Origin of the sequence: Mucilaginibacter aquariorum (genome assembly GCF_024498135.1) — a bacterium.
GTDB lineage: Bacteria > Bacteroidota > Bacteroidia > Sphingobacteriales > Sphingobacteriaceae > Mucilaginibacter > Mucilaginibacter aquariorum.
This window is the reverse complement of sequence record NZ_JANHOH010000005.1, coordinates 183,554-196,384: the sequence shown is the minus strand read 5'-3', so window position 1 is coordinate 196,384 and position 12,831 is coordinate 183,554. Positions and strand designations below refer to the sequence as shown.

Below are 12,831 nucleotides of genomic sequence, written 5' to 3'. Positions count from 1 at the left end.
GAAAGCCCCAATTTGCATCGGGGCTTTCTAATATAATAAGTAATCCTATTTAAGCGGCGGGAATTTCGCACCGTCAAATATACTTTTTTCGGCGGCCATTTTTTCAACATCCTGCCATTTTCTTGGCGCATCTATTGATAAATTAGTGCCTTTTTCTTTACCAATCACTATATCATCCTCTATACGTACGCCTATGTTCCACCATTTTTTATCGCATTTGCTGCCTGCCGGGATGTAAATGCCCGGCTCAACGGTAATTACCATGTTTTCTTCCAGGTTACCTGCATACGAACCTTTATCGTGCACATCTAAACCCATGTGGTGTGATACACCGTGCGGATAGTAGGTACGCAGTTCTTTTGCATCTTTTATTATCCCCAGTTTAATAAGGCCCGCGGCTAACACTTCACCTGTTTTTGCCTCCAGCGATGCATACGGGACGCCCGCTTTGCACATCTTAAACACTTCTTCCTGCGCATCGTAAACTATCTGGTAAATAGATTTCTGCTCCTCGGTAAATTTGCCGGTTGGCGGTACGGTACGTGTAACATCAGCCGAGTAACCATGATACTCCGAACCCACGTCCAACAATACCAATTGGTTGTTAAGCACCAGATCGTTATTTTCTTCGTAGTGCAGGATACAGGCATTCGCCCCTACTCCAACTATCGGCGGATAGCCTTCACCCTCCGCACCATATTTTTTGTGCACATACATTAAAATACCTTCCAGTTCACGTTCGCTCATATTTGGTTTTACGGCACGCATCACCTCGGCATGGGCAATGCTGGATAGCTGTACCGATTTGCTTAGCAGTGCCAACTCTTCCGGTTGTTTAATTCCGCGCAGGGCTGTAGTGTATTCTGTAAATAGCGCGGTATTACCATACTCGGCTTTAATTTTTGCCTTAACACTTATTAACGTAACCGAGTCTGGTTTGGCCACCAACTCTTGTATGATAGCGCTGTTCTTGTGCGCATCATCGCTAAGGCGAGGTTTCAGAAAATTCATTATCTGCGAAATGTTTTTAGCAGTTGCGTATTTGTCAATTACATTAAAATCATTCATTAATTGTTTATCCACATCAGGCACAGCCGCCTTCGTTTTAAATATAGATATCAACCCTTTAAGATCGCCGCTGGCATCTTCAGATAAGTCATCATATATAACGGTTGTAAATTTCTTAAAGTCGATAGGGAATTTGGCAAATTCGCTGCTGTTGTAAACCCTTTTGAACCCCAATTGCCCTTTTGCGCCTTCAACGCCCAGGCGCCTGCCTGTCCATTGTTCGCGTTGTGCATCGCGTTTGCGCACAAACAGCACTTCGTTATAGCTGGTATCGCCCGAGCCTTGCACATCTTTAAATATCAATAAAGCCGCGTCCGGTTCTTTATATCCCGAGAAATAATACAGATCGGGATTAGGATGATAAACATAGTTTACATCATTTGAAAAAACCTGCTCGGGGTAAGCAAATATTACCGCTACCGAATTGGCGGGCATTAAATTACGCAATGCCTGCCTGCGGCCTGCATGAAATTCCTTGCTGAGATAATCTTTGGGGGTGTTTTGGCTTTCTTGCGAAAAAGCTATTACCGTGCCCAGGCACATAGCCACGGCCGCAATAAATGTTTTGTTGAATAGTTTCATTATTAATGAGGGTGTTAAAAACTGCATCAAGGTACAAATTAAATAAAATATATTAACACAACTAAACAAGCAGTTGTCTGCTGCCAAACACTCAAACTATAATTTAATATATTCGTTATGCCAAACTAATTAAAAGCAATGCCTTATACCTGCCCAAAATGCGACCGCGAATTGACAAGCGAAAGCCAAAGCCATTATTGTGCACGGGTGAGCCTCGACGACCTGTTTAAAGGCAAACCCGATGAACTGCTTTTACTATTTGATAAACTGCTAGCAGAAGTTGCCGACTGGCCCGATGTTTTAGTAGGCACTACCCCCAACTGCATTACGTTTGTGCATAAACAAACCTTTTTTGTTATCCGCCCCATGCAAAAAGTACTCGACCTAAAATTTTACTCGGCAACGCAATTAATAGAACCGCCCGTAATAAAAAGTATCGCTACTGCGGGTAAATTTGAGAACCACATCAGGTTAAGCAACACCATTGAGCTAAGGCCGCAATTGTTTAGCTGGATAAGGGAATCGTATGAGTTGTTGTAAGAAACGCAAGATCTGTTATCATCTTCCCAGCCAAATTTCGATATAACCGGGTTTGGCTTTTGCATCTTTGTACAAGATTGCAGCATATCCCTTATCATATTTAAATCGCATAAACTCTGCAAGTTTTTCTGCTTGTTGCTCATCCTCGGGATTAAAGTATCTTATCTCCGGGTTATTGGGTCGGCCGGGGTCTACAATAGTGCGGGCATTCATAATTTTAAACCCTGCAGAATTAAGCTGTAGTTTAAGATCATTAAAGGCAGATGTTTTATTTGCATTGCCGGCTAATATATAGATGCGGGCATTACTTATGATAGGTGCCTCGAGGGTTTGTGACGCAGCGGCCTTTACCTGCGGTATAGTTTCCGGATCCTTTTGTTTTTCGAGTATGTAATTGGTAACACTATCTCTAACATCTGATTGCTTTATTAAATTGGTATGTACCAGCAATTTTAAAGATTGCAACCGTTCATCGGGCGAGCTTGATTCCAGTGCTTTTAGTATCAGGTCCGACTGATACTTCTGCTCGGCAAGTTTAACATTCCAGTATCCCTGCACAACGCCGCCTACCACCGTGCCAAGTATGGCAAAAAATCCGGAAAGTATTAACGCCTTTACAGCCGAGCCTTTGTCTTCCATAAGATCCGATAGATTGCTATAAATATATTATTTGATTTTTCGGCTTACTATAGCTACTCATAGCTATTTAAGGAACAGCGGCCAGCTGGCACAAAAAAAGGGACATGGCTCACACCATATCCCTTTTCCTTATCTTGATTCCTGACTCTAAAAGTCTTGAATATTTTTTTAGTATCTGTAGTACTCCGGTTTAAACGGACCTTCAACAGTTACGCCAATGTACTCGGCCTGGTCCTGATCTAAAACTTCCAGTTCAACACCAATTTTTTCTAAGTGTAAACGGGCAACTTTTTCGTCAAGGTGTTTTGGCAAGGTGTAAACTTTGTTTTCGTAAGCATCACGGTTTGTCCAAAGCTCAATCTGAGCAAGGGTTTGGTTGGTGAACGAGTTACTCATTACAAAGCTTGGGTGGCCTGTAGCGCAACCTAAGTTTACCAAACGGCCTTCGGCTAATACAATAACATCTTTACCGTCGATAGTATATTTATCAACCTGTGGTTTAATTTCAATTTTCGAGCTGCCATAAGCGCCGTTTAACCAGGCCATGTCAATCTCGTTATCAAAGTGGCCAATGTTACAAACAATAGCTTTATCCTTAAGGGCACGGAAGTGCTCTTCGCGAACGATGTTTTTGTTACCCGTTGCAGTAACTACGATATCAGCTTCTTTAATAGCAGTGCCTAATTTCTTAACCTCAAAACCTTCCATAGCTGCCTGTAATGCGCAGATAGGGTCAATTTCAGTTACAATTACACGCACACCAGAGTTACGCAATGAATCTGCAGAACCTTTACCAACATCACCATAACCGCAAACAACAGCCACTTTACCGGCCATCATTACATCGGTAGCACGGCGAATAGCATCAACCAATGATTCGCGGCAACCGTATTTGTTATCAAATTTTGATTTGGTTACAGAATCGTTCACGTTAATAGCAGGCATTGGTAATGTACCGGCTTTCATACGCTCGTATAAACGATGTACACCTGTGGTGGTTTCTTCAGATAAACCTTTAATGCCATCAATCAGTTCGGGGTAGCGGTCTAAAACCATATTGGTTAAATCACCGCCATCATCCAATATCATGTTTAATGGTTTGCGGTCTTCACCAAAGAAAAGCGTTTGCTCTATACACCAATCAAACTCCTGCTCGTTCATACCTTTCCAGGCATAAACAGAGGTACCAGCGGCAGCAATAGCGGCAGCAGCATGATCTTGCGTTGAGAATATATTACAAGACGACCAGGTAACTTCGGCACCCAGCTCGATCAAGGTTTCAATCAATACCGCGGTTTGAATAGTCATGTGTAAACAACCTGCAATACGTGCGCCTTTTAATATCTTAGCAGGGCCATATTCTTTACGCAGAGCCATTAAACCGGGCATTTCTGCTTCGGCCAATTCTATTTCCTTGCGGCCCCAGGCGGCCAGCGAAGTATCCTTCACTTTACTTTTAACGTATGCAGTTTCTACTGATGACATATTATTCAATTTTGAAATGCAAAAATAGTGAATATAAATATTTTAATGAAATTGATTGCATATCATTACCATCCTATTGCATAACAGGTGTAACTTCACTGCCCTGGATGGTTGCAACTCAAGCACTTTTTATTGAGAAGTTATCGGAAGCAAATACTAAATACAAAAACATAGCTGCTACCGCATAGGCCCAAAATGCGTTATAAGCAAGTAAAAACGATTCGCTAATAACCCTTAAATCGCTGCTCATAAAAGGGTATAACATGATACACGTAAAGGATAAACAGTATACAATTGCAAAAATAATTACACGCTTTATTTTAATGGGTAATTGCCTGTCATAGTATAGAAACAGGAAAACAGCAATGGCTAAAAACTGACTGATATCTTTTAAATTACTCATTTGTATATAATACAGCCCCGGGTGGGTACCCTGTATTAAAAAGTAATAACCAATGCGAGTTAAAATAACCCAAAAACAAAGTATAACTATTTTCATTATGCACAGGCAGTAAAAGTACCGTCGTCATCGCAGGCGCCGCATCTTCCAACATGATCAGCTTCGCATCGTTCTTTGGGTGTTAGATCCGATTTCTCTTTTGCCAGGGCTGCTTCTGACACAACAATTACCTGTCCTTTTTTCTTAGACTCTTCATTTTTTAGGTTTTCTTTCATTTTGATAAAGGTTAAATTATTCGGCTAATATAATATTTATTATCACTCAAAATGCTTAGCAATCTTACCCTTAATTTTCTAAAAATAAGGTGATAAAGAACGCCGGGTAAAGCTTACATATTTAAACTCAAATACTGTTTTGGATTTACCGGGTGGCCATTCTTACGGATCTCGTAATGCAGGTGCGGGCCGGTTGAGCGCCCGGTTGAACCTACCTTACCAATCATATCCCCTACAGTTACACGCTGGCCTTCTTTAACATTTATTTTTGACAGGTGGCCATACCATGTTTCCAGGTTATTGGCATGGCGTATTTTAATGCAGTTGCCATAACCGCCTGCCCTGCCTGCAAATATAACCCTGCCGCTGGCTGTGCATTTAACGGGGTCGCCACGGTGGCCGGCAAAATCAATACCGGGATGAAATTCACTTCCGCCGAAATCAAACGGGTTGCCGCGCGAGCCAAAGAAGGACGTGAAAGAACTTAACCTTGGATACCCCATTGGGGTAAAGGCGATGTTGTTTACCAACCTATCCAGATAATTGCTAAAATCGGCATATAGCTTGGTATCGCTTTTGGGTTTATCGCCAACATTTAGCTTTCTAAATGATATTCCGCGTAAACCACGCTTGCTCATGAAATTATTTATGGTTTTTAGTTTAGCCTGAATATCTTGTATATAAGATACAGCCTTGCTGCGGTTGCCTTCTTTTTCGGCATTAACCAGCAATTCATCTTGCGATTCTTTATCTATTTGGCCTTGTAGTGCAGCCACCTGAGATTGTAGCCTGCTGTTTTCCTGCCTTTGCTGTACCGATTGCGTACTTAAGCGCACTATGGCGGTCATCAGTATCATTACTACTATTAATACAGCCGCAACAGCAAATTTAAGCGAATTAAAATGTCTTGCTTTTACCTGTACTATCCTTGGCTGGTCGTTATTTTTTTTTGTAATAATTCCCATACCTAAATCTTAAATTTTAAGTTCATTCTATAGTTTAATTAGGGGGTTAACAAACTAACGATGCAATATAATAAAAATTTCACCCTCTTCTATTCCCTCTGTTGTATTATAACCGAAACGTCAATTAATACGCATTATTCTGATGTGGGGTTGTTTTTATTTTGAATTTGGTATTTTTGTATTGAATTTAAGCGAATTAAAATTATGTACCCAGAATATTTAGTTGCCCCAATGAGGGAAGAATTAACCAAAGTTGGTTTTGAAGAGTTAAAGGATGCCCAATCTGTTGAGCAGGCTATTAAAAGTGAAGGCACTGTATTTGTTATGGTAAATTCGGTTTGTGGTTGCGCGGCAGCTAATGCACGCCCTGCAGCACGTTTTGCAGCAGCTAACGAAAAACACCCGGATCGTTTGGTAACCGTTTTTGCAGGCATGGAAACTGAAGCTGTTAACGCTGCACGTAACCTGATGCTGCCTTATCCTCCATCGTCACCATCAATGGCTTTGTTTAAAGATGGCAAACTGGTTCACATTATAGAGCGCCACCAGATAGAAGGCCGCCCGGCACAAATGATTGCCGATAATCTGATAGGTGCGTTTGAACAATACTGCTAATAAGATTCAAGACTGAAAGAGTCAAGAATCAAGAGTCAAGATACAAGACAGAAAAGCCCGACGTGAATGCATCGGGCTTTTTATTTATTTATTTTAACGACTCGATCCAATTGAATCAATATCAACCAGATTATAAATTGGTGTAACAAGGTCAAAGGAGTTACTATACCCATAATTTCTATTCACTTCTTTTAATTTAAAATCATTCAACATAATCTTAAGCTCTTCGACATTTTTGACACCAAATAACCCCTTTGTTTTTTCAAAATGTCGTTGTGAATTCAACCTACGAAATAATTCAGGTTTTCTGTCCTTTTTATAAACGTATGTTAAGGGAAACCACCTTTTACCATTTAACACCGCAACATAATGACATAATAAATCTGCATCAATGAATAAGTTTTTATCAATACTTTCAGGTATACGTTTTACGATTAAATCCGCCATTGAACTAAAAAAGTTTTTTGAAAATGTCTGTTTATAATATTCATCAAACACATCCGTGGCATTGTAAAGTTTCTCGAAACCGACAGGCTCCTTATATCTTTCATATTTATCTTGCAAGAAATATTGCGAATAGAATAAATCATCTAAAAGCAGATAATTTTCAGCTTCCAAAGACAAAGCCACCACATATAGAAATAGCTCATGTATAATAAAATGAAAAATAGCAAATTCTCTTGGCGCCCAACTTCCCCTATCATCTAACGGATCTTTCAATAAGTTAAGTCGCTCAAAAAATTTAATAACTATGTCACTATTTATCTTTAATTCTGGTTGAACTATTTTAGAGAAAAAGTAAATGAAGTCGTTCCTCAAATCGGTATACTCATTTAAATTTTCCACTACTTGTCTGCCGATATCAATCGAGTTATTTGATAGATCTTTAAGTGAAAATAACTTTAATGCTTGATAATACTCATTAAAGAAATCTTTACTAATTGTGTTAACTCTCTCTGGGTGTTTATCTAAAACATGCATCAAAGATTTATTTAAAGCAGATATTCTTGGAGTAGTAATTTTACTTTCAAAAAGATAAGTTGGCGCTGTCCCTATTTTGGGCTTTGTGTATGCCGGTCGTTGAAAAATATTTCGTAATAGTTTTTCATAATTTTCTTCAAAAAAATCTAATGACGATAAGTCTATATAAATTCGACCTTCTAAATAAGTTGGTAAAAATGGTTCGCCAATTGAGTCACGTTCAGAAACGATTGGAATAAATTTTTCCTGAGATACGTTTGAGTAAATTTGGGGACTGATAATTTGTGTCTCGGTTCCAACTCCCCCATTTCTACCATTAGCTTTTTCTGCGTACTTTTCATCTAAAATAATCAAAACCCTACTTATATCAGGCGATGTCACCATCGATTCCATAAACGAGTATTTATCTTGACCTTCTTTCAAATTCCATTTGTCAATTGTAACATCAACTCCATCTGACATTAGCCGTTCAGATAAATTAATAACCCAATCTTCATGAGTGGGTGTCGTCCAACTGTAAGAAATAAAAACTTTAGGGGAAATATCCATTTTATCAATTTATTAAACAGGGTAAATTTAATAAATGACACCGACAATTACTAATATATTTAGCTTTATGCTTTAATTTAGACTGTAATTTAAAGATATTAGAGCTTTCAATTCGCATTGGTTATTTTTAAGTTCTTCCAATCGCCGGGCGAACCGTTGCCAACCCAGTAACCAATTTTTGTGCCGCCTGTGTTTGTGAGCGGCTCAACCTCCAACATTGCTTTTTGCACTCCATTCACATACACACTTATCTTTTTTGGGGTAACAGTAATACGAGCGTGAAACCATGCATTAGGATCGGGCGCCGGAACAACCGCCTGTTCATACTTATTCGGGTATTTCTCCCTCAGCATTGGCCAGTCATATTTAGGAACGGCAATGTATTGTACCCCATGGCTTTTTCTCACAGGATCGGCCGCCAAAAAGTTAAACGGTCTAAAATACACACATTCGTAAGTGGTATCATTTAGCCCATGATAAGCTATCCCTACAAAACTACCCTGCGGTTTATCGTTGCCCTTAACATCAAACTCTATAGTGCCATATTTGAATCGCGTGTTATTCAACCATGCAATACCCGCGTTATCTACCTCATTAAGGTGCAGGCTTCCATCACCACCAAAACTTAACTGCCGGTTAACTACAGTAAAATCTGCCGCCTTTTGATGACGCTCCTGTGCAAAGCAATTCATACCGAATAAACAAGCTACCGCGAAAAATAATGCCTTATATATTTTCATGATTTTTATTGCGTTAAGACAGTTTCAATCCCTTGATAAAAATTATTCTATCCTTTTTGCATCGTTAACACCACCCTGGTATACTCTGCATGTTACAACTTTCCCCTTATCATCCTTAATAAACTCTATTTCGATAGGGGCAATTTTCAGGAAAAACTTATTCTGCGCTTCAGCAAACAGATCAAGTTTGCCCTGCCCGGTTGCCTGCCCATATAATTTATTTCCTTCACGCGTTATGGATAGGTTAAAGCCCGGCCTCATTTCATATTTCCCTACATAGCTTTGTAGAACCGCGCTATCCACAGCAACTTCTTTATAAACCTTTGAGCGGTATAACCCTTTAAAGTTGTAAACTTTAGCTACGCTGTTTATAATTTCGTTCATAATAGACCCATCATCAGAGTTTACCATAACAACTACACCGTTGCCGCCCTCAAGGCTGCCAAAATACTGGCATCTGAAACCCTCATTAGCACCGCCATGCTGAAAGTATTTTGTACCTTCAAGATCATCAATAAAAACACCCAGGGCAGCAGCTTTATCCAGGTAAGGTGTAAGCCTCAATTTTGTAGTAGCCTGATTAAGCACCTTACTTGATTTGCCCTGATAAGCCAGTTGCGTTTCAATAATATATTTAGAAAGATCGGTAGGGTTAGTCCATAGCCCGGCGGCAGCTTGTTCCGGATAAATGTTGTATTTGCCCTCTATCTCGTTGCCGTTATCACGATATGCCGTAGCCAATAGCTCAGGTTTTATATTAACCGGGGGTTGTGTGTAAGTACTGCTGGTCATCCCCATGGGCTTTAGTACCTGCTCATACATAAACTTGTCATAAGGCTGATGTGTAATATCCGTCAGTATCAATTGTGAAATGGTAATACCACCACCCGAATATTCGGACCGTAAGCCTGGCGCAAACATAGAGCGGACTGGATCTGAGTTGGCAGGTTTAGCTCCGTTAAGGATCTGTACAATGGTAGGTATGGTATCTTTATGACTATAACCACCAAAGCCATGCACGGTTAACCCCGCGGTATGGCTAAGCAGGTTTTTGGTAGTGATTATTTTATTTTTTGCTACAGTATCGTACGGGAATTTCCAGGTGGTGAGGTATTGGTTAATATCTTTATCCGGGTCAAGCTTACCATCTTGCACAAGCTTTAAAACACCAACCCCGTTTAACGATTTGCTTATAGACGCCGCCTGAAAAAGCGTTTTTTCGGTTACCGGTATTTTTTTAGCAGCATCAGCCCAGCCATAACCTTTAGCCCACTCCATTTTATAATTATGGATAACCGCTACACTAACGCCGTTTAGCCTATAATGCTTCATGCGTTCCTCAATGGTCCATAACGGCTGCCCTTCTGTTTGGATTATACCAACCAGGCTTTTCTCTACTAATTGTATTTTCTTTTGCAGGGTATCACCGGCAGATTGTGCTGTTGCATCAAACCTGCTTAGTAAAAATACTGCAAACAGGATGTATATCGTTTTCTTCATAAATTATATAAGGTTGCTTACTATTCGGCCCGCAAACTTTTTACCGGGTTTGCCACCGCCGCTTTTAGTGCCCTAAAGCTTATTGTTGTTAAAGCTATTAATAATACCGCCAACATGGGCAGCACGAAGAACCATACGCTAAACTGGATTCTAAATTGATAGTTCTGTAGCCATTGGTAGCTGCCCCAATAAGCCAATGGTAAGGCAATAACGTTTGCAATAATTATTAATCCCACAAAATCTTTTGCTATCAGTGCTAATATATTGGTGATAGATGCACCCAGTATCTTGCGGATACCAATCTCTTTTATGCGTTGTGATATGGTGATAAGTGTTAAACCAAACAGCCCCAAACAAGCCACAAAAATGGCAAAGCCCGAGAAGAGACTAAACACCTGCCCAAAATTTTGCTCCGTTTTGTATTGCTGATCAAAAAACTCATCCAGGAAGAAGTAATCGAAAGCAGCATCTGTAAAAACGCCTTTATATGTTTTTTGAACCTGTGCAATAGTGGCGGCCATATCCGCGCTGTTCACCTTCAGCTCGTAGTGGGTAATGCTCGATGGATCTATCTGCCTGAAAACGATAGGCGTAAAGGCGTCTTTCAATGATGTTTGATGGAAATTCTTTATTACCCCCACAATTTCATTCTCGAACACCCTACCTCTTCCATTTTTTGTTTGGATTATCTTCCCTACAGCGTCTTTGGCGTTCTTAAAGCCTAACGATACAACCGCGGCCTCGTTCAACATCATGGGTTGCCTGCGGGCAAAATTATCAAACTTAAAATTATCGCCGGCAATTATCTTCACCTTAAACTGATCAATAAACTTTCCGCCAATTTCAAATGTAGGTAACCGAACAGCCTTTTCTCCGGCACCTGTTGAGGGGCGACTGTACGACATCACATAATCAATATTTTGCCCCGGAATGCTTGACGATGATGTAGCGCTTTGGATGCGTGGGTTACGTAAAAGCTCAGTCTGAAAAACACTATCCTTAAGGGCGTAATTTATTGCCGCAGCATCATCGGCCCTTACACTTTGCGGTGCCAGTACAATTAGGGTTTGTTTCATATCCATGCCCTGATTAGAACTTTTCATGAAATTAACCTGCCGGTATACGATCAGTGTGCCGATCATAAATGTTATAGTAGCAGCAAATTGGAAAACTACTAATGATTTACGGAGGGTGATATTACTACCCATATTTGGGAACTTGCCTTTTAAGATCTGCACCGGTTTATAATTGGAAAGCACCAGTGCAGGGTACAATGCCGATAGTAGTATACCTGCCATTACCACACCGGTAAAGCCAATCAGAAAAACAGGATCTTTCCAAAGTATAAACTGCATTTGTACGCCACATAAAGCGCTAAACCACGGCATTGACATAATCACCACAAATACCGCTACCATAATACTGAATACATTGATCAGCATCGACTCGAACAAAAACTGTGTAACCAGCTGGATCCGTTCCGAACCCAATACCTTACGAATGCCTACCTCTTTGGCCCTTTCTATCACCTTGGCAGTAGAAAGGTTTATATAATTAATGTAAGCAATGAGCAGGATAAGCGCGGCTATTAAACCCAGGTACCACACCATTTTGCCATTGCCACCCGTGCTTATTTCTTGTGTAAGGTTTGAGTATAAATGGATGTCTTTTAGGGGCTGTAGCGTTAACCGGATATTGCCAATATTGGTTTTCCCTAAAGTAAAGCTGGAGCTTGGGTTACCATCGCTGATACGCTTATGCATAAAAGCAGGCAAACGTGCCTCAAAGGCCTGCTGGCTTGTATGTGGCGATAATAAAACGTAGGTGTAAAAATCCGGGTATAACCAGTCGCCGGCTTTCAGATCTTGCGATACCAGGAAATCAAACTGCAGGTGCGAATTGGCAGGCACATCGCGGCAGATCCCTGTAACAGCTGCGGTGATATTTGTGCCCGAGATTTGCTGCTGTATTTTAATTGTTTTGCCTACAGCATCCTGATTAGGGAAGTATTTTTTTGCTGTCGATTCTGTAATAACAACCGAGTTAGGATTATTTAAAGCAGCCGCTGCCCCCTTAACCATTGGAAAAGAAAACACTTTAAGGAACGATGCATCTACCATATACAAGCGGCGTTCATTAAAAGCGGTGATCTCACCATCTGGCTGCTGCGTACTTACCTGCCCTTCCAGTTTGGCTACCCGGGTCATCTCCCGCACATTCGGAAATTCGGCTTTTAAAGCCGGGCCAACAGCCGAATATGTTTTAGGCAGGTTTTCTGTTAAGTTACCTTCTGTATATGTTTGGTGCTTAATACGATATATGGCGGCCCCATTCTTCTGGAAATTATCGTAGCTTAACTCAAAGCTAATGTACTGTACAATAAGCAGACATGCCACCAACCCTATAGCCAGGCCTAATATATTAATCAGCGAAAATACCTTCTGATGAAGCAGTATACGCCAGGCTATCTTTAAATGATTTTTGATCATAAT

12 protein-coding genes are annotated in these 12,831 nt (G+C 40.5%); 2 read left to right on the top strand and 10 right to left on the bottom strand.

Features of this window, described 5'->3' with window-relative positions:
- Nucleotides 1–45 precede the first annotated feature (45 nt).
- A complete protein-coding gene (locus tag NPE20_RS18675; protein WP_256540215.1) occupies nucleotides 46–1,650 on the bottom strand; it encodes an aminopeptidase P N-terminal domain-containing protein in 1,605 nt (534 codons plus the stop codon).
- A gap of 138 nt (nucleotides 1,651–1,788) precedes the next feature.
- Here NPE20_RS18675 and NPE20_RS18670 point away from each other — a divergent pair, with 138 nt between their 5' ends.
- Complete coding sequence (locus NPE20_RS18670) at nucleotides 1,789–2,190, top strand: DUF5655 domain-containing protein (RefSeq protein ID WP_256540214.1); 402 nt, start codon at nucleotides 1,789–1,791, stop codon at nucleotides 2,188–2,190.
- 18 nt (nucleotides 2,191–2,208) lie between these two features.
- Here the strand turns inward: NPE20_RS18670 and NPE20_RS18665 are convergent, their stop codons facing one another.
- The 5 genes from NPE20_RS18665 to NPE20_RS18645 all read right to left on the bottom strand — a co-directional run bounded on the left by NPE20_RS18665 (nucleotide 2,209) and on the right by NPE20_RS18645 (nucleotide 5,954).
- Complete coding sequence (locus NPE20_RS18665; RefSeq protein ID WP_256540213.1) at nucleotides 2,209–2,829, bottom strand: hypothetical protein; 621 nt, start codon at nucleotides 2,827–2,829, stop codon at nucleotides 2,209–2,211.
- Between the two features lie 168 nt (nucleotides 2,830–2,997).
- Complete coding sequence (gene ahcY, locus NPE20_RS18660) at nucleotides 2,998–4,314, bottom strand: adenosylhomocysteinase (RefSeq protein ID WP_256540212.1); 1,317 nt, start codon at nucleotides 4,312–4,314, stop codon at nucleotides 2,998–3,000.
- 118 nt (nucleotides 4,315–4,432) lie between these two features.
- A complete protein-coding gene (locus NPE20_RS18655) occupies nucleotides 4,433–4,717 on the bottom strand; it encodes a hypothetical protein (protein WP_256540211.1) in 285 nt (94 codons plus the stop codon).
- 95 nt (nucleotides 4,718–4,812) lie between these two features.
- Nucleotides 4,813–4,989 carry a hypothetical protein gene (locus NPE20_RS18650; RefSeq protein WP_256540210.1) on the bottom strand — a complete coding sequence of 59 codons (177 nt, stop codon included), beginning with the start codon at nucleotides 4,987–4,989 and terminating at the stop codon, nucleotides 4,813–4,815.
- A 113-nt stretch (nucleotides 4,990–5,102) separates the two neighbouring features.
- On the bottom strand, nucleotides 5,103–5,954 hold the full coding sequence (locus NPE20_RS18645; protein ID WP_256540209.1) for a M23 family metallopeptidase: 852 nt from the start codon (nucleotides 5,952–5,954) through the stop codon (nucleotides 5,103–5,105).
- 204 nt (nucleotides 5,955–6,158) lie between these two features.
- Between NPE20_RS18645 and NPE20_RS18640 the strand changes: the two genes are divergently transcribed.
- Nucleotides 6,159–6,569: a BrxA/BrxB family bacilliredoxin gene (locus NPE20_RS18640; RefSeq protein ID WP_129876119.1), complete on the top strand. Its 411-nt coding sequence runs from the start codon at nucleotides 6,159–6,161 to the stop codon at nucleotides 6,567–6,569.
- 93 nt (nucleotides 6,570–6,662) lie between these two features.
- On the opposite strand, the gene NPE20_RS18635 is transcribed toward NPE20_RS18640, so the two are convergent.
- The 4 genes from NPE20_RS18635 to NPE20_RS18620 all read right to left on the bottom strand — a co-directional run bounded on the left by NPE20_RS18635 (nucleotide 6,663) and on the right by NPE20_RS18620 (nucleotide 12,828).
- The gene (locus NPE20_RS18635) at nucleotides 6,663–8,099 is read right to left on the bottom strand and encodes a toll/interleukin-1 receptor domain-containing protein (protein ID WP_256540208.1); all 1,437 of its coding nucleotides are present in this window, start codon (nucleotides 8,097–8,099) and stop codon (nucleotides 6,663–6,665) included.
- 107 nt (nucleotides 8,100–8,206) lie between these two features.
- Nucleotides 8,207–8,839 carry a 3-keto-alpha-glucoside-1,2-lyase-like domain-containing protein gene (locus NPE20_RS18630; protein ID WP_256540207.1) on the bottom strand — a complete coding sequence of 211 codons (633 nt, stop codon included), beginning with the start codon at nucleotides 8,837–8,839 and terminating at the stop codon, nucleotides 8,207–8,209.
- Nucleotides 8,840–8,881: 42 nt separating this feature from the next.
- Nucleotides 8,882–10,339 carry a serine hydrolase gene (locus NPE20_RS18625; protein ID WP_256540206.1) on the bottom strand — a complete coding sequence of 486 codons (1,458 nt, stop codon included), beginning with the start codon at nucleotides 10,337–10,339 and terminating at the stop codon, nucleotides 8,882–8,884.
- 20 nt (nucleotides 10,340–10,359) lie between these two features.
- Nucleotides 10,360–12,828, bottom strand: a complete 2,469-nt coding sequence (locus NPE20_RS18620) for an ABC transporter permease (RefSeq protein WP_256540205.1) — start codon at nucleotides 12,826–12,828, stop codon at nucleotides 10,360–10,362.
- Nucleotides 12,829–12,831: the final 3 nt, after the last annotated feature.

What these genes read in the sequence shown, in the direction of transcription:
- NPE20_RS18655 (WP_256540211.1), bottom strand. Translation starts at nt 4,717, where the DNA reads ATGAGTAATTTAAAAGATATCAGTCAGTTTTTAGCCATTGCTGTTTTC.
- NPE20_RS18635 (WP_256540208.1), bottom strand. Translation starts at nt 8,099, where the DNA reads ATGGATATTTCCCCTAAAGTTTTTATTTCTTACAGTTGGACGACACCC.
- NPE20_RS18630 (WP_256540207.1), bottom strand. Translation starts at nt 8,839, where the DNA reads ATGAAAATATATAAGGCATTATTTTTCGCGGTAGCTTGTTTATTCGGT.
- NPE20_RS18670 (WP_256540214.1), top strand. Translation starts at nt 1,789, where the DNA reads ATGCCTTATACCTGCCCAAAATGCGACCGCGAATTGACAAGCGAAAGC.
- NPE20_RS18645 (WP_256540209.1), bottom strand. Translation starts at nt 5,954, where the DNA reads ATGGGAATTATTACAAAAAAAAATAACGACCAGCCAAGGATAGTACAG.
- NPE20_RS18640 (WP_129876119.1), top strand. Translation starts at nt 6,159, where the DNA reads ATGTACCCAGAATATTTAGTTGCCCCAATGAGGGAAGAATTAACCAAA.
- NPE20_RS18625 (WP_256540206.1), bottom strand. Translation starts at nt 10,339, where the DNA reads ATGAAGAAAACGATATACATCCTGTTTGCAGTATTTTTACTAAGCAGG.
- ahcY (WP_256540212.1), bottom strand. Translation starts at nt 4,314, where the DNA reads ATGTCATCAGTAGAAACTGCATACGTTAAAAGTAAAGTGAAGGATACT.
- NPE20_RS18650 (WP_256540210.1), bottom strand. Translation starts at nt 4,989, where the DNA reads ATGAAAGAAAACCTAAAAAATGAAGAGTCTAAGAAAAAAGGACAGGTA.
- NPE20_RS18665 (WP_256540213.1), bottom strand. Translation starts at nt 2,829, where the DNA reads ATGGAAGACAAAGGCTCGGCTGTAAAGGCGTTAATACTTTCCGGATTT.
- NPE20_RS18620 (WP_256540205.1), bottom strand. Translation starts at nt 12,828, where the DNA reads ATGATCAAAAATCATTTAAAGATAGCCTGGCGTATACTGCTTCATCAG.
- NPE20_RS18675 (WP_256540215.1), bottom strand. Translation starts at nt 1,650, where the DNA reads ATGAAACTATTCAACAAAACATTTATTGCGGCCGTGGCTATGTGCCTG.